This window comes from Tissierella sp. MB52-C2 (assembly GCF_030931715.1).
In the GTDB taxonomy this organism is placed as follows: Bacteria; Bacillota; Clostridia; order Tissierellales; family Tissierellaceae; genus Tissierella.
On record NZ_CP133261.1, the window covers coordinates 3178195 to 3202214 of the forward strand.

The 24020-nt window shown below is 32.3% G+C and carries 21 protein-coding genes and 1 tRNA gene; 2 read left to right on the plus strand and 20 right to left on the minus strand.

Annotation, left to right across the window (positions count from 1 at the left end; all coding sequences use genetic code 11):
• Window positions 1-66: 66 nt before the first annotated feature.
• From RBU61_RS16050 to zupT, 20 genes are all read right to left on the minus strand, one after another.
• Window positions 67-1296: a GGDEF domain-containing protein gene (locus RBU61_RS16050; RefSeq protein ID WP_308876653.1), complete on the minus strand. Its 1230-nt coding sequence runs from the start codon at window positions 1294-1296 to the stop codon at window positions 67-69.
• 384 nt (window positions 1297-1680) lie between these two features.
• The gene (locus tag RBU61_RS16055) at window positions 1681-2541 is read right to left on the minus strand and encodes a uroporphyrinogen decarboxylase family protein (protein WP_308876654.1); all 861 of its coding nucleotides are present in this window, start codon (window positions 2539-2541) and stop codon (window positions 1681-1683) included.
• A gap of 13 nt (window positions 2542-2554) precedes the next feature.
• On the minus strand, window positions 2555-4279 hold the full coding sequence (locus RBU61_RS16060) for an ASKHA domain-containing protein (RefSeq protein WP_308876655.1): 1725 nt from the start codon (window positions 4277-4279) through the stop codon (window positions 2555-2557).
• Window positions 4279-5277 (minus strand): uroporphyrinogen decarboxylase family protein, encoded by a 999-nt coding sequence (locus RBU61_RS16065; RefSeq protein WP_308876656.1) that lies wholly within the window; start codon window positions 5275-5277, stop codon window positions 4279-4281. The genes RBU61_RS16060 and RBU61_RS16065 overlap by 1 nt, the downstream gene beginning before the upstream one ends.
• Window positions 5278-5288: 11 nt before the next feature.
• Window positions 5289-6362: a uroporphyrinogen decarboxylase family protein gene (locus tag RBU61_RS16070; RefSeq protein ID WP_308876657.1), complete on the minus strand. Its 1074-nt coding sequence runs from the start codon at window positions 6360-6362 to the stop codon at window positions 5289-5291.
• Between the two features lie 18 nt (window positions 6363-6380).
• Window positions 6381-7025: a corrinoid protein gene (locus RBU61_RS16075; RefSeq protein ID WP_308876658.1), complete on the minus strand. Its 645-nt coding sequence runs from the start codon at window positions 7023-7025 to the stop codon at window positions 6381-6383.
• Between the two features lie 314 nt (window positions 7026-7339).
• Window positions 7340-8206 (minus strand): MetQ/NlpA family ABC transporter substrate-binding protein, encoded by an 867-nt coding sequence (locus RBU61_RS16080; protein ID WP_308876659.1) that lies wholly within the window; start codon window positions 8204-8206, stop codon window positions 7340-7342.
• A 28-nt stretch (window positions 8207-8234) separates the two neighbouring features.
• On the minus strand, window positions 8235-9050 hold the full coding sequence (locus tag RBU61_RS16085; protein WP_308876660.1) for a DUF169 domain-containing protein: 816 nt from the start codon (window positions 9048-9050) through the stop codon (window positions 8235-8237).
• Between the two features lie 22 nt (window positions 9051-9072).
• The gene (locus RBU61_RS16090; RefSeq protein WP_308876661.1) at window positions 9073-9747 is read right to left on the minus strand and encodes a methionine ABC transporter permease; all 675 of its coding nucleotides are present in this window, start codon (window positions 9745-9747) and stop codon (window positions 9073-9075) included.
• Complete coding sequence (locus tag RBU61_RS16095; protein WP_308876662.1) at window positions 9741-10739, minus strand: methionine ABC transporter ATP-binding protein; 999 nt, start codon at window positions 10737-10739, stop codon at window positions 9741-9743. Before RBU61_RS16095 ends, RBU61_RS16090 begins: the two co-directional genes overlap by 7 nt.
• Window positions 10740-11032: 293 nt before the next feature.
• Window positions 11033-11812 carry a pseudouridine-5'-phosphate glycosidase gene (locus RBU61_RS16100; RefSeq protein ID WP_308876663.1) on the minus strand — a complete coding sequence of 260 codons (780 nt, stop codon included), beginning with the start codon at window positions 11810-11812 and terminating at the stop codon, window positions 11033-11035.
• A gap of 41 nt (window positions 11813-11853) precedes the next feature.
• On the minus strand, window positions 11854-13377 hold the full coding sequence (locus RBU61_RS16105; RefSeq protein ID WP_308876664.1) for a YjjI family glycine radical enzyme: 1524 nt from the start codon (window positions 13375-13377) through the stop codon (window positions 11854-11856).
• 15 nt (window positions 13378-13392) lie between these two features.
• Entirely contained in the window at window positions 13393-14319 is a 927-nt protein-coding gene (locus RBU61_RS16110) for an ABC transporter permease (protein ID WP_308876665.1), read from the minus strand.
• Entirely contained in the window at window positions 14313-15410 is a 1098-nt protein-coding gene (locus tag RBU61_RS16115; RefSeq protein WP_308876666.1) for an ABC transporter permease, read from the minus strand. Before RBU61_RS16115 ends, RBU61_RS16110 begins: the two co-directional genes overlap by 7 nt.
• Window positions 15400-16929, minus strand: a complete 1530-nt coding sequence (locus RBU61_RS16120) for an ABC transporter ATP-binding protein (RefSeq protein ID WP_308876667.1) — start codon at window positions 16927-16929, stop codon at window positions 15400-15402. Before RBU61_RS16120 ends, RBU61_RS16115 begins: the two co-directional genes overlap by 11 nt.
• A 64-nt stretch (window positions 16930-16993) precedes the next feature.
• A complete protein-coding gene (locus tag RBU61_RS16125; protein ID WP_308876668.1) occupies window positions 16994-18055 on the minus strand; it encodes a BMP family ABC transporter substrate-binding protein in 1062 nt (353 codons plus the stop codon).
• 196 nt (window positions 18056-18251) lie between these two features.
• On the minus strand, window positions 18252-18449 hold the full coding sequence (locus tag RBU61_RS16130; protein ID WP_308876669.1) for a tautomerase family protein: 198 nt from the start codon (window positions 18447-18449) through the stop codon (window positions 18252-18254).
• A gap of 162 nt (window positions 18450-18611) precedes the next feature.
• A complete protein-coding gene (locus RBU61_RS16135) occupies window positions 18612-19706 on the minus strand; it encodes a uroporphyrinogen decarboxylase family protein (protein WP_308876670.1) in 1095 nt (364 codons plus the stop codon).
• A gap of 94 nt (window positions 19707-19800) precedes the next feature.
• Window positions 19801-20745, minus strand: a complete 945-nt coding sequence (locus RBU61_RS16140) for a carbohydrate kinase family protein (protein WP_308876671.1) — start codon at window positions 20743-20745, stop codon at window positions 19801-19803.
• 373 nt (window positions 20746-21118) lie between these two features.
• On the minus strand, window positions 21119-21919 hold the full coding sequence (gene zupT, locus RBU61_RS16145; RefSeq protein WP_308876672.1) for a zinc transporter ZupT: 801 nt from the start codon (window positions 21917-21919) through the stop codon (window positions 21119-21121).
• Window positions 21920-22336: 417 nt separating this feature from the next.
• Between zupT and RBU61_RS16150 the strand changes: the two genes are divergently transcribed.
• Window positions 22337-22412: transfer RNA gene (locus RBU61_RS16150), tRNA-Val, on the plus strand.
• Window positions 22413-22553: 141 nt separating this feature from the next.
• Entirely contained in the window at window positions 22554-24011 is a 1458-nt protein-coding gene (locus RBU61_RS16155; protein WP_308876673.1) for a leucyl aminopeptidase, read from the plus strand.
• Window positions 24012-24020: the final 9 nt, after the last annotated feature.

The following is a 24020-nucleotide window of genomic DNA, read 5'->3' on the forward strand; positions in this document are numbered from 1 at the left end:
TTAATAACATAAAAACTCCACCTATTGGCTGAAAGATTTCAGCCAATAGGTGGAGCCAAATGGTTTTTATTTGTTCCAAATAGATACTCTATTTTTTCCATATTTTTTAGATAAATAAAGTGCATTATCTGCCTCATTCAAAAGATCATCTATAACCATTCCCTCTGCAGGGATAGTACTAGCTACACCTATACTTACAGTTTGATATCTATCTATAGGGGAATATTCATGGCTTAGCTTTAAATTGTTTACTTCCTTTAATATTTCATTTGCTACTATTTCACTTTGATTTAAATCTAGTTTCGGAAATAAGATCAAAAACTCATCTCCTCCATATCTGCATGTATATCCGTCTAGAGCTGCAGCTTTTCTCTTGAGAACAGATCCCATAGCTTTTAGTAAAGCATCACCAGTTACATGACCATAGTTGTCATTAAATTCTTTAAAATAATCTAAATCTATTAGAATTAAGGATAGCTCTTCTTTCTTTTCCTTAGCATCCTTCCATAGTTTTTCAGATATTTCATTAAATTTTCTTCTATTAAATACACGTGTGAGATCATCTATTCCCGAAATAATTCTTTCTTCCTCTAGTTCACTATATATATTTTTCATATGTTTATATAAGAAAAAAACTATATACCCTATTACAAGATTTATAACTATATATAATATTATAATGTTCATATAATTATTTATTATAGTTTTAAAAATATTTGCAGAAACTTCCACGCCTATTAATCCTATATAATTACCTTCCACCGTATAAAAAGGAGCATATGCATTTATATATTCTCCCCTTTTGGTTTTAATAAAATTGTAATTTGAAATCTTGGTGTTATTCACTTCTTCAAATAATTCATTAGCCTTATCATATCTTAAGTTTTCATTATAACAGCCTTCATTATCTGCAGCATCTAAGATATATATTATATTGTTGGAATTATTAGTATCTCCTTCTTCTAATCTAGATGCTAAGTAAATACACTTATAATCTGAAATTTCCATTATAGTTCTAGCGTTCTTTTCAAATTTTTGATTTGTTTCACTCTTTAATAACTCTTCAAAGGATAGAGATTTTAGGTACACTATATCTTCATCTGTCAATTCTAGTGTATTTGCTATATATGTTGCTAAAATAATAGCCCTATCACCAACTTGCCGTTCCACATTGCGGCTTATTTTATGATTAGAGTAAAGAGTTAGACTAACTAGTATGATAAACCAAAAACTGATAATGGCTTTAAAACAGGTCTTGATATTATAATGTTTATCCTTAATAATACACATGCCCATTTACCTTATCCCCCCGTATGTATTTGGTCACTACTTTCTATTAATCATATCATAATTAGGAATAAAGTCCTATATTTTTTGCCAAAATTTGGCTACTGCTAATTTTTCATAATTTATATTACAAATCTCTGCTATATATGTTATAATTATGTAAAGAAACATTTTTAAGTAGGTAAATGATAAAATTAAATACCTATTATAAATTTTTTACTTGTTATAAGAGCTTATTACTCTATTCATGATATAAAGACTCCTTTACTCATTAGTCTAATAGCCCAGTGATAAATCTTTTATTAGACTTAACACTGGGCCCTATTACGGGAACTAATAGAATTGGAAATACATAAATAATAGAGATGATTTTTGATAATCATCTCTATTTCTTTATTTTATTTTACAATTGATAATTTCACCATTAGATTTATTTAGATTTAAACACCAATGACCTATGAATTTTATATCTTTTCGTTCTTCTTTTATGTTTTTAATTATATCTAAATAATCTTGTCCTTCAGCCTTTATTCTTTCAACTTCAATAAGTCCTATGGCTTCCAAAGATGTAGAAGTCTTTCCACAAATATGAATTATAGTTTTTCCCAATCGACTTTCAACTCTTTTTAATATATTATATGTAGATTGTCCCGATATATCTTTATATATCTTAGGTCCAACTATATCCATAGTACCTACAGGATCTGCAAAGGAAATGAAATCTACTCCTTGTTTGATTCCTGCTAGGATAAACTCTACTATACTGCTTTCTATTATTTCTAAAAGCTTATTAATCTTTTCTCTATTTTTTCTGACAGATCTATAGAACAACCCACTATCCATAATAGATGTAGCTACACTAAAGGGACCTGTTATATTGAGGATTACATTTTCTTCATTCTTCTTTAGGATATTTATTGCCCTTAGAACTTCAGCAATTCTTCCCATGTTTAAATCTATTTCTGATATATCTTCAAATAAATTTATATCATTGATTTTATATTTTTCAATCCTATTGCCTACTTTTTGATCAAAAATTACTTTTGAACCGAAAGCCTCAGCTTCTACAGTATGACAGAAAGGTAATTTACAATATTTTTCATTTCTATATTCTTTTAAAGCCTTTGCCAATATAGCCATCTCATAAGCATTTTTATTTGATTCTTCATATGATATATTTAATCCTTCTAGAATACTATCAGATATTATTTCGACTTCCTTTCCTACACATTTAAAAATACTTATAGCTCCCATATTCTCACCTTTTCTAAAAATTTAATTGAGATACAAAAACATCTTGGAAGTTTTCCCTAAGAGATAATTCCAACACTTCTATGTTTTCACTAATATTATATGTCTCCTTAAAACATCCTTTATTAATTAATGCCAACCTAGTTCCTTCTAAGGAAGTATTACCTAAAAAGCTTATATCTCCTTTAAATCCCTTAGGAATAAGCCCTATTATTTTCATATTAGAGGGATTAACATGGTATCCAAATGCACCAGCAATATATATCTTTGATATTTCTTCTATATTTAGTCCTATTTCCTCCAGCATTAAAATTACACCAGTGGCTATGGCTCCCTTTGCCAGTTGAATCTGTCTTATATCCTTTTGAGAAATATATATATCTTCTGTTATATAAAATTTCTTATCTACTAATCTATTTTCGAGTTTAGAGTTTAAATTTTTATTCCATCTTCCAGTTTTCAAGAGGATATTTCTTTTTACTAAGGCTCCTACTATGTCAATAAGCCCACTTCCGCAGATTCCTAATGGTTTATCATCTCCGATTGTATTATAGCTAATATTAAATTCCTCATCTATATCAAAGGTTTCAATTGCTCCCTTTTGTGCACGACAGCCACATTCTATATTCATCCCCTCTAGAGCAGGACCTGCCGCAGTAGATGTGGCTATTATCATTCCATCCTTTAAAACTGCCATTTCACCATTGGTGCCAATATCTATAAATACAGCTTTCTCATCGTTCTTAAAACCTGATGCCATAATACCAGATACTATATCTCCCCCTACATAGGATGAAGCCGATGGAATTATACTAAGGATGGCTTCATCATTGGCTTCAATAGATATATCTTTTGCTTTAAAATCCTTTGGATTTAAAAATATTGACCTATAGGGAGCCTTAGCCAATAAAGTTGGATCAACTCCCAGTAGGAGATGAAGCATAGTAGTATTGGCAGCAATTATAATATGATAGATATCATCTATATTATAGCTGTTCCCTGTTAAGATTTTTATTGAATTATTTATTTCATCTACTATCAATTCCTGAAGCTTAATAGCTCCTAATGGATTTTCCATACAATATGTAATTCTCGTTAACACATCTCCTCCATATTGAGTCTGAGGATTTAAGGATGACAATTTGTCTATTATTTCCCCACTGAATAAATCTATTAAATAATAAGAGATACCCGTGGTTCCAATGTCGATTCCAATTCCTAGAATATTATTTTTGTGACTCTTTATATCTAATAATTTATCCTCAAATACAACTCCCCATAATTCTTCAAAATTGTTTTTTTCTAATATACTAATTTTTCTATATAATCCTACTGAATTAAGTTCATATCCTAAATAGTCAACATATGGAATAGAACTATCTTCATTGATCCTAGGAAGTTTTTTAATTTTAACAGGACTATCTACTGAAACATGAATACTAAACCCTTTGTTAATAGTCTTTAAAATCCTTTCATTTTCCATAAGCTCCACTTCTATTTCTCCAAGTATTATTGCCATACAGGACAATCTTTCAGATTTATTCTCATCTATGATTTTTCTTTCTCTATCACTAGTTTCAGATAGTCGTCCCCTTGCTATTACCTTACACTTGCCACAAGATCCCATGCCATTACATGGAGTTTCAATCTTTAGCTTAGCTTCTCTAATAGCTTCTAGTAAAATTGTACCTTTCTCTACTTCAATATCTATATTCTCTTTAATGAATTTTACTATAGGCATTATATACTTCCTTTCACATAGTCTGTCATAGCCCTAAGATTTCCTATTGGAGTAGACATACCTAAGCCGCATGCTGGAGATACAATATCTACCTTAGAATCCATTGCATTCTTTGTAATTGAGATAATCTTGTCTATGGGCCCATTTTGTATAAGTAATGTACTTACATTGCCCATGAGTCTTGTACTAAGTTTTGATTTGGCGAATCTCATATTTACTATAGAATCAAAGCTAAGTGCTTCTACATCTAAAGAGTTTAAGCTATCAATTATTGTCTTTGCATCACCACATATATGAATGATTACAGGAGTATCTATCTCTTTCATAGCCTCTAAAAACTTAACATACATAGGCATTGCAAATTTATCAAAGTTTTTCTTACCTAATATTTCACCTGTTGCTGTAGGGTCTGAAATTGCAATAAGATCAGCACCTACTCCTACCATTTTTCTTGCGTATTCTATCAGATAATTATTCACATATTCAATAAATCTATATGCTTCATCAGGTTCTTTTCTTAGCATTTTAAACAGTTTAAGAGGATCTACAATTGAAGTGGCTGTGCTTATTGGTCCTGTAATATTTCCAATTACAGGAATTTCATCGTTCCTTAACCTTTCAATTGCTTTGATTACAGTCTGACCCTTTGAATTTATAGATAATTTGGGATTGAAATTTCTCATAATTTCTTCCAAATCAGAATCATTATATTTTAGTATCCTTGGTTCGTTGTTTTTATCACCTTCACTAATGACTACACCAAAAGGCTCTGATTCGCAAGTCATACAAAAAGGTACCCCATAGTTTTCAAACCCTATGATTTCTCTCACTTTAATAGCAGTAGACACCATAGCATCTAAATCAGTATTATGATTATCATTTATCTCTCCTAAGAGTTCTGTAACTGCTGCATTCATCATGCCTCCGGGACATATTACAGGAGGTCTATCTACGTTCTCACCCCTAAGGATTTTTAGCAATCTCTCTTTTTCATTCATTATATTTTCTCCTAATCTTCACTAAATAATAGTTCTTCATTGATAGGATAGCTACCATATATCCTGGCCGCATCCATTAATGCATCAATATTTTCCATTGGCGAATCCTTTGGAATCTGACATCCAGAACTAAGTATATATCCTTTTTTAGTTCCATAAGTCTTTCTAATACATTCTTTGCCCGCTCTAAGTACATCTTCCCTGGTACCTTTTTGTATTACATCAACTGGTGGAATATTTCCTGATATTGTAATTCTATCTCCCATTATTTCCTTAGCATCTTGAAGATCTTCTACATTATCTATGCTAAAACTTGAAATCCCCGTATCCATAACAGATTCCCAGATACCTTTGCTTTTACCACAAATATGAATTGAAAGACTACATCCTGTCAAGGATTTCATCTTATCCACATTTTTCTTAATATATGGTGCGGAAAATTCATTAAATTGTTTAACACTTATTAGACTTGTGGATGAAACAGGATCTGATAATCCTACTCCTATACCTAGTTCTGCAGCCTTTTCTATAAACCTATTATTAGATTCAGTTACTATCTCCATTAATGTATGAACCTTATTTGGATATTTTAGCATCCATTTTAATAGATTTTCCGTACCAACCACCGAAGCAGCAGTGCTAAAAGGTCCAGCCAATCCTGCTCCAACATTTACCTCATGTCCTATCTTATCTTTTATAATCTGTACAGCCTTGAGAACTAAAGGTAGTTTGCCATCCTTTTCAGGGTTGGAAGGTTTTAAACTTTCTATTTCATCTACATTTTTTATAGCAGGTGCATCCATAAGTGAAATATTATTATCAGGATAATACATTTTTGAACCCATGGCCTCCGCAACTCCCCTTAAAGTAGCTGAGACACTTACACCATCATGTCTTAATCGTTTAAACAATGCTATCTCTAGTTCTGCCATTCTCTCTGCTGAATGATAATATTCTTTTAGAGTGATACCTATAAATGGTGCCATAGTCACTCCCATATGTGGATTGCACGGTATACGATCTATTTCAAGTCCTTGAGCGAAGGCTGTCATTCTTTCCTTTGGAGTCATTTGATCCTTTTTCAATTTTACCCCTCCAATCAATTAATTAGCTATCATTGATTTCATTCTCTTTACTGCTTCATTTGCATCTGCAGTATATGCATCTGCTCCAATTTCATCTGCAAATCTTTGGGATATAGGCCCTCCACCAATCATTACCTTATATTTATCTCTTATATTTTTTTCCTTTAAGGTATCTATTACAGTTTTCATCCCCATCATAGTAGTTGTCATCAGAGTTGACATACAGATAAAGTCTGCTCCTACTTCTTCTGCTACTATGATAAAATTTTTTAATGGGACGTCTCTGCCTAAGTCATATACCTCAATACCTGATGATTCGGTCATTATTTTGACCAAATTCTTTCCTATATCATGGGTATCTCCTTCCACAACTCCTATAACTACCTTAATAGGATTGTCTGTAGCTTCTGCCTTTATATGGGGTTTCAATATATCTAATCCTATGTTTAATGTATCTGAACAGGTAAGCACCTCTGGTAAAAAGTATTCTTGCTCTTCATAGAGTTGTCCAACCTTATCCATTCCTACTACCAAGCCTTTGGTGATGGTTTCATCAGCCGGTATGGATAACTCTAGTGATCTATTGCAAAGTTCCTCTACTAATTCATCCTCCATCTCTACCACGGCTTCACTTATTTCTCCAAATAATTTTTCTTTGTTCATCCTTTAACCTCCTTGATTTGCTAGACTTATTAATTACCATTGTATATTAATTGACAATTGTATTCTAATTGTGATTATCTATCAATGTTATGATTGCTATAGAATAAAATAATATGTTTTGAATTTAACAAACCTGCTCATAGTCTTATTTATGTACTTTATTTCTTCTACATATAATTTTTTATCCTATCTAGTTGATAAATAAGAATTTACAAAGAACCAGTGAAATTTCTTCTCTGGTTCTTTGGTTAACCATTATTAATTTAAGTAATAATCATCAAAAATATGTCTTATTTACTATCTACCTTGCCAATCTAGTCATTAAATAATTTATATGCACCACCATAAAATTCATTAAATTTTTCTTTAAACTCATCTGTTTGTGTAACTTCAATTAAAGCCTTTACCCACTCTACATCAACATTTTCTGGTTGTACAACTAGGCCTGTTGGAAATTGAGTAGAACTTTCATCTTCATAAAGATATACTTTTGGATCAAATCCAGCCATCTTCATTGTACTGGAGAAAGTTATTATTGCATCTACATCTTCAATACTTCTAACTGTTGCAGTAGTTTCCGTTTCAATCAATTTTACATTTTTAGGATTATCCTCAATATCTAATAGCGAATAAAAATTTCCTGTTTTCTCACCTAAAGTAATAAGGCCTGCATCTCTAAGCACCCTCAAACTTCTATCCATATTAGTAGGGTCACCTGCTATTGCGATTTGGGCATTTTGTGGCAATTCATCTATACTATTATATTTAGATGAATATACTGCAAAATAAGAATAGTAAACATAAGGCTCTACCATAGTAAGATTAGTATTATTTTCTTGGTTAAAAGTATTTATCCAAGGTAAGTGATTGAGAATCAGACTATCGATATTACCTTCCTTAAGAGCTACAGCAGGAAGATGATTACCATCAAATACAGTTACCTCTAGGTCGTAGCCCTTTGACTCAAGCAATTCCTTCATTATTTGAACCGCTGGTTCATTTAGGGGCATACATCCAACTGTAAATTTTTTCTTTTCTTCTATCTTAGTTTTATTATCTAGTTCATCATCTGAATTAACTATAACATCCTGCTTTTTATCATCTTCTCCACAAGCCGTCAATATGGTAGATAAGATTATCAAACTCATCATAAAAATTAGTATTCTTTTTCTCTTTTTCATTATTTCGCCTCCATTGACTATTTTACTTTTATTTATAGTTATCTAGACCCTTTATACCTATGTATGCTCCATCATCATAGTTTTTGTTATATTCAATATTTAAAGTATCCTCTAAATTATTTTCTTTAAGCTTTTTCTCAATTATTTTCTTCTGAGGATTTCGCTCCAAAGGATTTACAGTCTGCTTTATTCCATCTAATATAGTTGCAAATTTATTAAATGGAACTCCTATAGCCAGCTCATCTCTTTTCCACTGCGCTAAAAATCTTGTGCCAGAACACATCATTGATATATTAATCTCGTTAGTTTCAAATGGAAAGGAAGTGCATTCCTGACATAATGCCTGCATTCCTGCCATTTTTATCCCTTTAGCTTGTCCATTATGATAGGCATTCCCCTGTATAATTCTCATGGCATTATATGGATCGGTTATTATTATAACTACGTCTGGGTTTTCTTCATATTGTTCTAATGGCATTATTCCAACTCCATAAATCTCATGCTGGCAATATACCATATCCCTTGATAAACTTCTGCTAATGCATAAATCTTTATATGACCCATTTTCTGAACGTCTTCTCCCTGATATAGTTCCATTATTCGGTTTTAATAAACCTAATGCCATAGCTGCACCAAGACATGCGAAGTTTTTCAAACAAACCTTATAGGATTTACCCCGTGATGCATTTCTTACCATGGTACAATACGCCATCATATTATCTATTGTGTTGGCTTTAAATTCATCATATTCTTCCTTTTCAAATATAAATTTTATACCTACTGCTTTTCTCTCTAATTCCAATAAAGATTCTAGCAAAATTGAACTAGTATTAATATCTAACATATTTAATTTTCACCTCCTGAATCTATAAGAATTTTTTATATAACCAGGACCCAATTGCCTGAGTAATTATTACCATTATAAATAGTATAAATACAGATGTATAAAGTATTGAATTATTAAAGCTTTGATATCCATAGTTCAAAGCTACAGCACCTAATCCTCCTCCTCCTACTGCTCCTGCTATAGTTGTACTTGCAATATAAGTAATTGTAGACATGGTAGCAATGGATATTATAGAGGGTACAGATTCCTTAACAATAATCTTAAATATAATCTGCATATCTGTTGCACCAAAGGATCTAGCTGCTTCTACAAGCTGCTTGTCCACTTCTCTAAAGCTATTTTCCAGCATTCTTGCAATAAATGCAGTTGCAGCAATAGATAAAGGCAATATAGCCGCCTTTTCACCTACAGTAGTGCCTACAATCTTTCTAGTTAAAGGAGATATGGCAACAATAAGTATCAATATTGGAAACGACCTTATGGTATTAACAAGGAAATCAAGTAGCTTATATATCTTCTTTTTAGGATTTAAACCGTCTGGTCCATAGATTGTAAGCAATATTGCAAGACCAAATCCCAAGGCAAATCCAATAGTTACTGTGGCTATAACCATCCTCAATGTGGCAAAAATAGATGGTCCAATTATCTTTTTAAAATATTTTAGCCATAGTGTCCAAAATTCACTATTCAACATATTTCCTCCTCTCCTAAGAATTCCTCATCTAATTCAAAATATTTCCAAATAACATTTTTTTCATCAAGATACTTCCTTACATTATTAAATTCATCATTGGGTATATTTATTATTATTGAACCTAATGGACTATTTTTATAGTTTTCCATCTCTCCGCCTAATATTATGCAGTCTATATTAAGCTCCCTTGCCATCTTTGTAATAATAGGCTGAGAAGCATTATCTTGAGAATAAAATATCTCGATATTTACTCCTATTTCAGGTAAAGCTATTTCCTTCTGTCCTATAAGGTTCTTTAAGGCTGGAGGTTGATTTAGAAACACTTTATCTACTGGTCCAACTGCCTCAATCCTTCCATCTTCAATAATTGCTATTTCTTCGCATATACTTCTCAAAACGGGCATTTCATGGGTAACAATCACCATTGTTATTCCTAAATCTTTATTAATCTTATTCAACAATGAGATTATAGATTTAGTACTTTTAGGATCTAATGCGGATGTTGCTTCATCACATAAAAGTATCTTAGGTTCCATGGCTAATGCTCTTGCTATTGCAACCCTTTGCTTTTGCCCTCCTGATAATTCTCTAGGTTTTGAGTTGATTTTATCTGGTATATCTATTACCTCCAACAATTCCCGTACCCTTTTGTCTATAAAGGATTTGTCATAATTCCAGCATCTCAAAGGCAAAGCTATATTCTCATAGACCGTCAGCCTTTCCAGCAATGAGAAATGTTGAAATATCATACCTATATCCTTTCGAAAACTTCTTAGTTCCTTTTCTGAAAGATTTTTTACATCAACATCACCTACATATAAACTTCCTTCATTATATTTCTCCAAGCCATTTATGCATCTAAGCAAGGTTGATTTTCCGGTTCCGCTTCTTCCCACTAATCCAAATATTTTGCCTTCTTCAATTTGTAAATCTATACCTTTTAATACTTCCAAATTACCATAGAATTTCCTAAGGTTTTTAATTTCTATCATATTTTCACTGTCTTCCTTTCCTTCCCATAATCTGATTTTTTCCCTTAATCAATAAAGTTCTTATTAGTTAACTTTTAACATCTTTTATCAGTGTATATTAATTTTAAAAGCTAATCTAATTGTTTTTCCAAATACTAACAGTTCAATTTATAGCTACAATTTATGGTGAAATCATCGCTAAAATTCTTTTATATTTATTAAATGTAATATTATTAATCTAATTATGGGTGAATTTACTACAAAGTGTAAAATAGCTAGTATTAATAGAGTATTATTCAATAAATTACTGTCTTTTATATGGTTAATTCATTTGCCCAAATACTATTTTCAATTAATGACTTTAATTGCAGTTCAGAGGATTTTCCAAATGAAAGCCTATCTATCATAGCATTTGCTGCGGGATGATAATATTCTCCTCTTTCTTCTGCTTCTTTACCTGCATTTTTAGCTTTTTCTATTATAGTTAAATCTTTTAATCTAATCTCATTTGGTATGGGATTTAATAGTAATGTTTTTTCTCCTAAAGGTTGTCCACTATATTTACCTGTAAGTTTAATTGACTTAGTGGTTAGCATAAAACCATCTATAGTATCTGTATCTTTTCCCCATATGCTGACATTATGTTCTAATAGCCATTTAATAGTTCCCTCTATATCTATAACATCCTTTGGTGAAGTAGCTATCAATGTTACATTCATAGTTGCTATAGCAGGTAAATCTGCACATAGTTCTTCTCCTACAATATCTCCAGTACCACCCATTCCAGCAGTTACTGCAATCCGAATTCCTTTTTCCTTTGCTGCCATCATAGTCCCAGAGGCAGTTAATGCACCACTTATACCCTTATTACAGGACTCTATAAAAATATCTCTATCTATACGTATCAATTCCTTTGCTCTGGCTCTAAAGCCAATAAACTCCTCTATATCTCCTATTATTACTTCTCCCTTATCAACCCAGGCTATACATCTATGTTCCCAAGGCCATAACTCAAGAAGAGTTTCATTATCGATGGATTTTAAGCCATGGGTCAATAAAGCTGTTTCTACAAGAAATTTTGTTTCTACATTCATTAAATCTTCACTTCCTTAAATTAATATTATTTTATCTAGGATTATTCCTCTGTAGTTCTCACCATTCTATCTAATATATTATGCTCTAATATCTGCTCTTTTCCATATCTTATATTGCCATAATTCACGTGTATACCATTTTTAAGTCTCTCAAGATCAGATTTCTTCACTAGATACCCGCTTACTCTAACTAAATCTCCATCCTGTGTATATGCTGAAATATATCTCATGCCAACTTCAAAGGCACCTCTAAATATATTTAAAATAGCCTCTGGATTATTTATTGCTGTACTGTCAAATGGAAAATGGTCACTGACTCCTGATGGAAAATATTTATGAAATAGACCTGAATGTCTTAAATGAGCATATATAGGGAGTTCTTCTCCATTGGCTATTCTAACTCCAGCAGTAGTTTCTGCTGTTGATTCTATTTGAGCATGAAGTAAAAAACGATTATTCATTGATTTTCCATACTTGCTCTTAAAGTTCTTCACCCTATTATCTATAAAATCCATTATTTTTAACCCTAGTTTATTTGCTTCCTGATCCTTTCCATATATAAATGGTTTTCCTTGAATTTTCATTAAATGTGTAACACATTCATGCATACCAACTATACCAAACATTCCTACAAATCTATTAAGGTCTATAAATCCTTCTGTTACTAGGAAATTAGTTTTGAAAAAGGTACTCTCCTCTACTAAAAATCTGATTTTCCTTTCCATAAAATCACACAATATATCTATGGCATAGGGTAAGTCCTTTTCAAAAAATTCTTCCATGGATTTTGAATTCAAAGCTACTTTGTTTAATCTAATCTTTGATAATGTAAAAGCTCCTCCATTTGATGGAAGTCCGTTAAAGCAGCTTGCTATACCATAATCATCACCGAAATCTTTTCTAAACATTTTATCGTTGGCAAAGGCAGGATTTGCACATATAAGAGAAGATTCTATACATTTAACAGCAAACTTATCTGGAGTTTTTTCTTTATCATATAATAGCGTCATATTTGGAATGGCATTTTGTAATTCCTTTTCTAAATCAATTATTATATTCCCTGCCAATGTTTCTTCTGGTCCTATATTGGCATGACAAAAACTATCATTTATAGTTCTATCCAGATGAATTAGAAACCATTTAATCTGTTCCCTTGCCATATCTTCATCCTCAATATATGGGTCTAATAATTTATCTATTCTTCCAATAAATACTGGATAATTACTAAAGGATGGCACATGATGATAAAATATTAAAAGAGAATTTATTGCCTCTGTCAATGTCTTGGCTGGTTTTAATCTTAAAAACTCACAGCCTTCTTTCAAAAGCTTTTCATAATTTGGCAATATATATCGTGGAGTAAATATGGCATGTCCCTCACCAAGATCTGATATTATATCTTTTTCCGATAACTCAAAGTATTTTTCATCAACACCCTCAGGATATGGAAGTTGATTTTCTGCTATTTTGGCTAATCTTGATACTATCTGATGATATGTTAAACTTGGGTTTTTTATTTCCTTTAAAACATCTGCTTTGGTTTCATCTATATTTTTATATATCAATATGTCCACCTCCAGCTATTGATTATCTATTATAGGATTCTTGCTGAAATTCTTCAAATTACTAATTATCAATACTAAAATAACTACTACAAAAGGCAGCATTTGCAATAATTGAGTAGGTACTCCGAAGGATGTTAAGGTAAGGGTTATTGCATTGGTATAAGCAAATAACATGCCTATAAATGCGGCTTTTAAAGGATTACCCTTCCCTACAAGTATAGCTGCAAAGGCTAAAAATCCACGACCTGCTGTCATATTTTCTGAGAACATACTTAGGCCTGATAAAGGCATATATGCACCTCCTAAGCCAGACATTACCCCCATAATAATCAATGCTATCCATCTATATTTCAATATATTTACTCCAGAGGTCTGTGCTCCTACTTGGTTTATTCCAATACCTCTAAGTCTTAGCCCAAAGGGAGTTTGATACATGATTATAGCTCCAATAAATATGGAGATATAAGCTATATATACTAATATGATTTGATTATTTAAAACCTTATGGATATATGGGATTGATCTTAAAATAGGTATATCTATAGGTTGGAAATTCACAATTTTAGGACTGTGAAAAAATCCCCTTACCTTAAATACCTTAGTTAATAATAAGGTGGTCATTGCCCATGATCCAAAATTAAGTGCTATACTTACTATCATTGGATTTGCATTAAAATGAAGGACAAATACACCAAAGACTGCAGCAAGAATTACTCCCGCAACTATGGCGAGCAAAGCACCTATATAGGGATTTGCTGATAAATAACTTCCCCATGCAGCAAAAAATGCTGCTGAAAGCATAAAACATTCAAATGCAATACAAAATGTTCCAGTTTGTTTACTAAATGAACCACCTACACTTGTTAATATAATTGGAGTGCTCAATCGAAATGTAGCTGACCATGTTACAGTTCCAAATAAAATTTCCATTATAGTCAACATATTGAGGATCCTCCTTTATAATTAGTTTTCTTTAATTTTATTTTTTCCTTCCATTTGCTAAATAAATTATCATAATCAATAGAAACAAATAGTACAAATAACATTTGAATTATAATAACTACGAGCCTGTTTAATGTAGTCATACGCTCCATATGTAATGACCCTTGTTTTAAAGCTCCCCATATAATAGAAACGATTATTACTGCAATTGGGTTATTATTTGCTACACGAGTTATCATAATTCCATCCCAACCTAAATTATTACTGAAATTAGGCATAAATCTATAATATGAACCAGTTACCTCTATACCTCCACCCATTCCAGATATTAATCCTGACATTAGAAAAACCATTATAAATGATTTATTGATATTCACTCCGCCCATTCTAGCGAAATTCATATTTTGTCCTATTTGAGTAAATTCATAGCCCTCTAAAGTATATTTATAAATAAATGCTATGAAAAATAAAATTCCCAATGCTATAAAGATTCCTGTATTGGCAGTTGTACCTTTAATAATTGTAGATAGTCTCGCAGTATTGAGTATCTGTGGAGTCGTTATAGATGCAGAACCATTGGCAGACTGCTGTCCTCCCATTATTACCCACATGGTTATATATTCGGTTAAATATTTTGCTATGAAATTAAGTATTAGAGTTGTTACAAGCTCATTGATTTTAAAATACATCCTCAGCAATGCTGGTATTAACGCATATAACATTCCAAGTATAGATGCAGCTAACAGACAGACTATTATATGTAATCCTTGAGGTAATTCCAAAGAATATCCAATTATAGCTGCTGATAATGCTCCCATATATAGCTGGCCTTCAATACCTAGGTTGGAAACTCCTGATTTAAAGGCAACTGTAGCCGCTCCTCCTACCATTAAGCTTGATATAACCCATCGAATTGTATTTCCAATATTTATTCTATTTCCAAAGGCACCTTCAAAAATATGTCCTACAGCTTCCAAAGGACTTTCTCCTTGAATGGCAATCAGAATACCTCCAAATAAAAGTGTCAATATAATGGATATTCCATATCTTAATATTGTTTTCTTAACCTCATGACTAATCTTAAGCTTCATGGATTTCACCGCCTAACATCATAAGACCTATCTGTTCTTCTGTTAATGATCTGCTGTCTTTATGTTCAATCATTGAGCCATTATACATTACTAATATTCTATCAGAAAGCTGCATTACTTCATTGAGTTCATGGCTAATCAATAAAACTGCCACTCCCTCTTTTGCCATCTGAATTATTCTATTCCATATGAATTCAACTGAACCAATATCAATTCCTCTAGTAGGATCTTCTATAATTAGAAGCTTTTGTCCCTGTAGAAACTCACGTCCCACTAAAAGTTTTTGTATATTACCACCAGAAAGTGTTTTTACTTTATCCTCTACTCCTTGTATCTTTACTGCATAGTCTTTAATTATTTTATTTGTAAATGAATTTATATCTTCATAATCAAGTAAATGTTTAGTTCTAAATCCTTTGGCTCTATGATATCCCATTATTGCATTTTCCCATATAGTTCCCTCTTTATTAGTGCCTACTGCTGACCTATCTTGGGCAATATAGCCAATTCCTAATTTACGCCTTTTAGCCACTGTTTGATCTATTATATTTTCTCCATTGAATAGTATTTGTCCCTCTATATTACCATTTGATAATCCCACTAATGCTTCCACTAACTCAGTTTGTCCCGAACCTGCTACTCCAGATATACCTACGATTTCTCCAGCCTGTACTTTAAAACTAACATTTTTAACTCTTTCTACTCTTGAAGAATCTTTAACTGATAGATTTTCAACCTTTAATATAATCTCTCCAATATTGTATTCTGGTTTTTCAACCTGTAATATTACTTCTCTCCCAACCATAAGCCTAGCTAGTTCTAATTCATTTGTATCTTTAGATAATAAAGTTCCTGTCACTCGACCATTTTTTAGGACTGTAATATCATCAGCTATTTCTAATACTTCTTTCAATTTATGAGTTATGAGTATTATTGTTTTTCCTTGAGCCACTAAAAATCTTATGGCATGGAATAGACTCTCTACTCCTTGAGGAGTTAATACAGATGTGGGCTCATCTAATATTATAATATCAGCATTTCTATATAAGACCTTTATTATTTCTACCTGTTGCAATGCAGCAACAGGTAGTTCATCTACTTTCGCATCAATAGGAATATTAAATTTATACTTTTTACAGATTTCTTCAACTCTTCTTCTAGATTCTTTATAATCTATGAAAATTCCCTTTTTCTGTTCAAATCCCATTATTATATTATCCAAAACTGTCATTTCTGGAAAAACCATGAATTCTTGATATACCATTCCTATTCCATGTCTCACTGCATCTAGGGGATTTTTAAAATTTACCTGCTCCCCACGAAGATATATCTGACCACTATCAGGGTTTTGAATATTGGTTAATATATTCATTAAAGTACTTTTTCCAGCACCATTTTCTCCAATCAGTGCATGTACTGTACCTGACCTAACTTTAAATGTAATATTATCATTGGCCAGTAGATTTTTAAATTTCTTGCTGATATTGTGCATTTCCAATACAAATTTATCTTTTTCCATATCCCTATCTCCTTGATATGCAAATATAGGAACGATTAAACGTTCCTATATTTTAAAAATATTATTAATAATTTAATCTATATTGTTCGAATCCTTCATAAACATCTATTTTACCGCTTTTAATATCATCAATTAATTGATTAACTTTTACTAATAATTCTTCTGGAATATTTTTTTCATCTCTTTCATCATAAACGGCACCACCTGAACTTAGGTCAAAATCCACTGATGTTTCAAATTCTTTTCCTGCTGCATGATCTTCAGCTAAGGATATAACTGCAATATCCATTGATTTAACTGCTGACCAGAATACAGCTGGATCTATATCTCCTTGCCAGTCATCAACACCGATAACTTTAATACCTGCTTCAGCACAGGCTGATATTACTCCAGGTCCTCCTAAATATGCACTTTGATATATAATATCTACATCATTATTTTGAATCATTGTCTTAGCTGTCTCTTGTCCCTTGACTGGATCAAATGGGTCTCCTGTAAATGCAGAGATTATAGTTTTTCCATTGTTAGCATAGTTAACACCTGCTGTATATCCATCACGGAATCTTTGAACTTTTAGTATATCCTTATGTCCAATCCAACCAACTATATCTTTTTCTGTCATATTTGCAGCTACATAACCTGCTACAAAAGATGATTCAAATGGATCAACAGATACACTTGTTGCGTTTTTCTTATCATGTTCCATATATGTATCTAACATAAATATATGAAGATCTGGATAAGTTTCTGCCAACTCGTCTGAAAGCTCTAAAGCTACCGTGCTTAATTCATCAAACATAGTAAACATAGCTGTATATCCTTGAGCTGCCATTGCTCTAATTTGCTCTGGATATTCTGATGCCTCTGATACTTCAATTGCTTTAACTTCCCATCCCTTTTTCTCTAACTCTTGAAAACCACTCCATATTAAATCTGTAAAGTCGTTTCCTAATGGTGTTGTTGTTATTAAACAGGCTTTCTTTGCAATTCCATCTTCTACAATTTCTTCTCCTGCAGCTGCTGGTTGTCCTTGTTCTACATTATTTGGTTCTACATCTTTTTTTGTACAGGCACTAAGTGTTACTATCATCATAATTGCCATAATTAAACTAAGTAGTCTTTTCACTTGTATCTCCCTTTCTTTTAAACTTATAGTTTTTGTAATTATTATTTTTCCCTGTACCGGAATTAAAGTATAATTAATTTATGATTACCTAATTTATTAGTTGAGCTTTAATTATATCGCCTTTGTACAAAAATAATTGCTCAACATTTTGTCGAAATTATATTTAAAAAATTAAATCATCTGAATGTTCTGGTTATTATTTTGAGCAAGTGGATTTGCCGCCATATCCCCAATTTTCACTTGGATGTTCTTCAATGATTACAGTAGTCTTAGTATAATAGTCTTCATTGCCTATGGCTTCTGCTAAGGCACGACTAACCTTCTCTATTGCATCTTGCTTCATATTGCTATCTTTTAATACTCCTTCTCTCATCTTCAATATCACTAATGGCATGAGATTCGCTCCTTTCCAATGATTATTTTAAAATAGGCTTTCGACATATATCGACACTCTTTTATCCTATCATACTAAATTTAGATAGTACAATTAAATATATCTATTCAAATACCACCTCTATCAATTTTATCTATGATAATTAAATCTCAAAAATACAGTTTACTCCTCGCTAAATAATAATTCCTTATTAATGGGATAACTCCCATATATCCTGGCTGCATCAACTAACGCTTCAATATTTTCCGCCGGTGTATTCATAGGGATTTGGCATCCTGCTGAAAGAACAAATCCATTCTTAGAGTCATAAGCTTTTCTAATACACATTTTAGCCGCCCTCAACACATCTTCTCTAGTACCCAATCTGATTACATCTACTGGTGGAACATTTCCCGATATTGTTATTCTATCCCCCATTATTTCCTTTGCATCAGCAAGATCCTCTGCATTATCTATGCTAAAGCTTGAAATTCCAGTATCCATTACAGACCTCCAAATCTCTCTGCTCTTACCACAGATATGTATGGATGCACTACGTCCTGTTAACTCTTTTATTTTGTCCACATTTTTCTTTAGATAAGGTGCAGAAAACTCATTAAAATGCTTAACACTTATTAGACTTGTAGATGAAACAGGATCAGAAAATCCTACTCCTACTCCTAATTCTGCAGCTTTCTTTATAAATCTATTGTTAGCTTCAGTTATTATTTCCATCAATATATAGATATCTTTAGGATATTTAATCATCCACTTTAATAAATTTTCCGTTCCTACTACTGAGGCAGCTGTACTAAAGGGTCCAGTCAGTCCTACACCAACTTTTGCTTTATTGCCTATCTTTTCTTTTAGTAATTTCAAAGCTTTAAGTACAATGGGCAGTCTTCCATCCTTTTCAGGATTTGATGGTACTAAGTTCGCTATATCCTTTACATGGTTTATGGCAGGTGTCTCCAATAGTTGGAGACTATTATCTGGATAATGTAATTTAGACCCCATAGCCTCACCAATTCCCTTTAATGTTGTTGAAATCCTGACACCATCAGCTTCAAACCTTTCATATAATGCAAGTTCCAGTTCAACCATTTTCTCAGCAGAATGATAATATTCTTTAGTATTGATGCCTATGAAAGAAGCCATAGTTTCTCCAGTACTAATGCTACAAGGTATTCGATCTATTTCTTCTCCCTTTGCAAAAGCCGTCATTCTTTCCATTGAAGTCATTTGATCCTTCTTAGGCTTCAGCCTATATCCTTTCAAATTTATTCCTCCCTTGATTATTATATAAACAATAAGAGAACAGCAATCTCTTTATACTGTTCTCTGTTTTCTATTTTGTATTAATTCTACAAGTTTATTTATTAGAACGAATAAACTGTACTACATCTTCAACAGTTGCTCTTGTTCTTGGACCCTTATACATACATTTTAGGGCAGCTGATGCAGAGGCAAATTCAATAGTTTCTTGTTTGTTCATTCCTTTGTAAAAATAAGCATAAATAAATCCTGCTAAGAAACAATCCCCAGCACCTGTGGTATCTATAGCTTCTACAGGATAGGCATCCCTATGAATAAAATCTTTAGCATCTCGCCATAATACCCCTTCATCTCCAGCAGTACAGATTACCCCCTGTGGAACAGGATACTTTTTGAAAAATATTTCTACCCCTTTATGATAATCCACTTCACCAGTCATTTCAAAATAGCCTTCTCGGCCGCTGGAGAAGACGGTAGAAAGGCTAATCATTTCTTGTATTTCTTCAATGGTAACGCCACATGTCTTCATAAAGCTCGGCGTACACTGCATATTATATACAACAGGAATGCCTTTTTCTTTAGCCAATTTTCCTAGATAAATCGATGCACGAGATGAAAACATATCTGTATAAAATACATCAATTCCCTCCAATATATCTTTTGGAAGTTCTTCTGGTTGTAAGTTTGCTACTGAATCTCCTAGGTTTGCAATTATGCAGTGTTTTCCACCTGGAGTAGTTATAATAAATGTATGTAAAGTTGATCCACTTGGTTTAGTAACTAAAAAACGATCATCAACACCATCTTCAACCAAAGTCCTTCGGAATTCATTTCCATATTTGTCATCGCCAATTTTCCCAGTCTGATAAGCCTCTATACCATAACGAGCCAATGCCACTGAAAGGTTAGCAGCACTACCTCCAGGTACAAGTCTTTCAGAATCTATAAAACCAAATCCATCTTCTTTCGGTAATTCTCTTGTTTCTAATATAACATCCATGGCCACTGTACCAAGGGAAAGTACTTTCTTCTTTTGTTCCATTCAATATCCACCTTTCTTTGCCATACTAATTTTAAATCTATCAAACTCTTATTCTTGATTAAAGTATTATTAGGAGATTTGATAACTTGCATTGTTGTTATAGATAATTTTAATACCGATGTAAAATATTCATCTATACAGATAATCTATTTACTATTCTTTGCAAAATCCTTTGCACTAAAAGTGCTTATGATAACAGACATTATAGCAACTGTTTTCCAAATATATATTTTCAAAAGAACTTAAAGCAAAGGGATTTAAATAAGGTTTTACATGTAAATATATAAAAAATGCCAGAAGAGCAACTCTTCTGGCAATATTTATAAAAAGCAAAAATATACGTCTATGGTCAAGGGGTATTCATACTAATTATCTAGTGATGATGGAATATACTCATGGATAATGCCATGACTATCATACCTGCTATAGCTCCATATACAGATACATGATGATTTTCATATCTCTGAGATGATGGCAGTAATTCATCTAATGATACAAATATCATAATGCCTCCCACTATGGAAAAAAGAATTCCAAAAACTAAATCGTTGAAAAATTGCGAAAGAATTAAATACCCAATAATTGCACCTAAGGGTTGGCAAAGACCTACAAATAAGGGATATAAAAATGCTTTCTTTTTACTTCCTGTTGAATAATAAATTGGCACCGATATGGCAATGCTCAATGGTATATTATGAAGAATTACTGCTGCTGCTATTGGGACTGCTACAGATATGTCTTTTAATCCGGCAGTAAAAATTGCCAATCCTTCAGGCAAATTATGTATGGCTATTGCAACAGCTGACATAATTCCTAGTTTTGATAAATGCTCATCATTTGGTCCATGGTGGTGATTACCATGTCCATGATAATGTCCTCCAAATTTGTGGACTAATTTCTCTACAGCTGCAGTAATTAACATTCCTCCAAAAAATCCCATTAAAGCTATTAGATGACCTCTTCGGTCTCCAAAATATGATTCTATCAATTCCATACTCTCTGGTAACATGGCCATAAAAGATACATATATCATTATTCCAGCTGAAAAACTTAATGCGATGGCTAAAAATCTTTTATTTGTTTCTTTTATAAAAAAAGATAATAAACTACCAACCCCCATGGATAAACCCACTATAGTTGTAAGTCCTAAGGATAATATTGCTGCTTTATTCATTTTTCACACCCTCTCTTAATCTTTGATTCTACTAAAATAATATATCCGACAATGACTTAACTACCTCTATAACTATTATATCTAATTTCATAATCTTTATTAAAGTCCTTTCATAAGCCGTGAATAATTCTTTTATTGAAATCATAATCTGTTTCCTGGTGAAACTTTTTAAAATACATATTGCCAAGAGAATCCTTTCCCTTGGCAATACTCTAGCTAGTTCCTAATGTTATAATTGGTACAATAATAGATATTACAAAAGATGCTATAAGTAAATATACTATAATTTTAGTCATTTTTGATCTATTCATAGCACACCTCCAACTATATAAATTATACTCCAATTATATACAGGATTCCAGTATAATATATTGTAAATTCTTAAATTTTATGATAATATATTGTAGAACTGTTTAAGGGTGGTTAACTCAGCTGGTAGAGTGTCATCTTGACGTGGTGAAAGTCGTAGGTTCGAGTCCTATACCACCCACCAAAGTTCAGTTCACATAAATAATTAAAACATTGATTCAGGAGACAGCATAAGGTATTTGCTGTCTTTATTTTTTTGCCTACTTTTTCCTGATTATATTTGGTATAATTAGAGTATCTAAATAAATTAAAAGGGGTGTTTTAGTTGAAGATATTGATTGGTAAAGGTGGACAAGTAGAAGTGTTACTTATCTTTAAGGAAACTGAGCAATTAGATAAATCACAAGAGTTATATGATTATCTAAAAGAGAGAGAAATCTTTAAGGCTGCCTCTGGTGAAGTCTATTCAGATATTTCACCTAAGGGAAATAATATCATCCTATTGGGACTGGGAGAAAAAGAAAAATTAACTCTTGAGTCTCTCAGAAAAGCCTTTTACACATTAGGTAAAGAGCTGATGAAATATAAGGTAGAATCAGCAGAAGTAGAAGTACCTAAATTTGAAAATCTTTGCTATAAAGAGACTAATATGGCCATAGCAGAAGGTCTTTTACAGTCAGAATATGCATTTGAAAAATATCTATCAGAACAGAAAACAAAACCTACAGTTAAAGAATTTTTCCTAAATGTACTAGAAGATAAAAAAGATAAAGTTGAAGAAGGAATTGAAGAAATCAACAATATAATAGAAGGCATATTCTTAGCAAGAGACTTAATAAATGAGCCTGCAATAGTTATGACACCTAAGGAATTAGCAATTAGAGCAAAGGAAGAATTGTCTCCTTTAGGAGTTGAAGTAGAAGTCTTTGGTGAAGAAAAAATAGAAGAACTTGGTATGAAATCATTTTTAGCCGTATCTAAAGGCTCTGCCAATGAACCTCAATTTATTATAATGAAATGGAATGGAAATAAAGCATCTAAGGAAAAACTTGCTTTAGTAGGCAAGGGATTAACTTATGATTCAGGCGGATATTCCATTAAGCCATCAGAAGGTATGGCAACTATGTATGTAGATATGGCAGGTTCTGGGGTTGTTATCGGAGCTATGAAATCCATTGCTAAGTCTAAATTAAACAAAAATGTAGTAGCCATAGTGGCAGCTTGTGAAAACTTAATTTCTGGTGAAGCTTATAAGCCCGGAGATATAATTGGTTCTATGGCTGGGAAAACCATAGAAGTATTAAATACAGATGCAGAAGGAAGGCTGACTTTAGCCGATGCATTATACTATGCAGCAACTATTGAAAAAGCTGATAAAATAGTAGATGTGGCAACTCTTACAGGAGCTTGTATCATAGCTTTAGGTAGTATATATACTGGTGCCATAACCAATAATGAGGAATTTATGTCAGAAGTAGAAAAAGCATCTAAGAAAGCTGGAGAACCTGTATGGCAACTTCCATCAAATGATGAGTATAGAGATTTAATAAAGGGAACTACTGGAGATTTAAAAAATGTTGGTGGAAGGCAAGCAGGTACCATAACTGCTGGACTTTTCTTAGAAGAATTTGTAAATGATATTCCTTGGGTTCATTTAGATATAGCTGGAACATCATATCTACCTGCTGGAACTGGATACCTACCAAAGGGCGCTACAGGGGTTTCCGTGAAGACTTTATATAATTTGGCAAAGGATTGTAATTGTAGCTGTGAACATAAATAAAAAAAGCTA

What these genes read in the sequence shown, in the direction of transcription:
- RBU61_RS16050 (WP_308876653.1), bottom strand. Translation starts at nt 1,296, where the DNA reads ATGGGCATGTGTATTATTAAGGATAAACATTATAATATCAAGACCTGT.
- RBU61_RS16055 (WP_308876654.1), bottom strand. Translation starts at nt 2,541, where the DNA reads ATGGGAGCTATAAGTATTTTTAAATGTGTAGGAAAGGAAGTCGAAATA.
- RBU61_RS16060 (WP_308876655.1), bottom strand. Translation starts at nt 4,279, where the DNA reads ATGCCTATAGTAAAATTCATTAAAGAGAATATAGATATTGAAGTAGAG.
- RBU61_RS16065 (WP_308876656.1), bottom strand. Translation starts at nt 5,277, where the DNA reads ATGAATGAAAAAGAGAGATTGCTAAAAATCCTTAGGGGTGAGAACGTA.
- RBU61_RS16075 (WP_308876658.1), bottom strand. Translation starts at nt 7,025, where the DNA reads ATGAACAAAGAAAAATTATTTGGAGAAATAAGTGAAGCCGTGGTAGAG.
- RBU61_RS16080 (WP_308876659.1), bottom strand. Translation starts at nt 8,206, where the DNA reads ATGAAAAAGAGAAAAAGAATACTAATTTTTATGATGAGTTTGATAATC.
- RBU61_RS16085 (WP_308876660.1), bottom strand. Translation starts at nt 9,050, where the DNA reads ATGTTAGATATTAATACTAGTTCAATTTTGCTAGAATCTTTATTGGAA.
- RBU61_RS16090 (WP_308876661.1), bottom strand. Translation starts at nt 9,747, where the DNA reads ATGTTGAATAGTGAATTTTGGACACTATGGCTAAAATATTTTAAAAAG.
- RBU61_RS16095 (WP_308876662.1), bottom strand. Translation starts at nt 10,739, where the DNA reads ATGATAGAAATTAAAAACCTTAGGAAATTCTATGGTAATTTGGAAGTA.
- RBU61_RS16100 (WP_308876663.1), bottom strand. Translation starts at nt 11,812, where the DNA reads ATGAATGTAGAAACAAAATTTCTTGTAGAAACAGCTTTATTGACCCAT.
- RBU61_RS16110 (WP_308876665.1), bottom strand. Translation starts at nt 14,319, where the DNA reads ATGTTGACTATAATGGAAATTTTATTTGGAACTGTAACATGGTCAGCT.
- RBU61_RS16115 (WP_308876666.1), bottom strand. Translation starts at nt 15,410, where the DNA reads ATGAAGCTTAAGATTAGTCATGAGGTTAAGAAAACAATATTAAGATAT.
- RBU61_RS16120 (WP_308876667.1), bottom strand. Translation starts at nt 16,929, where the DNA reads ATGGAAAAAGATAAATTTGTATTGGAAATGCACAATATCAGCAAGAAA.
- RBU61_RS16130 (WP_308876669.1), bottom strand. Translation starts at nt 18,449, where the DNA reads ATGCCATTAGTGATATTGAAGATGAGAGAAGGAGTATTAAAAGATAGC.
- RBU61_RS16140 (WP_308876671.1), bottom strand. Translation starts at nt 20,745, where the DNA reads ATGGAACAAAAGAAGAAAGTACTTTCCCTTGGTACAGTGGCCATGGAT.
- zupT (WP_308876672.1), bottom strand. Translation starts at nt 21,919, where the DNA reads ATGAATAAAGCAGCAATATTATCCTTAGGACTTACAACTATAGTGGGT.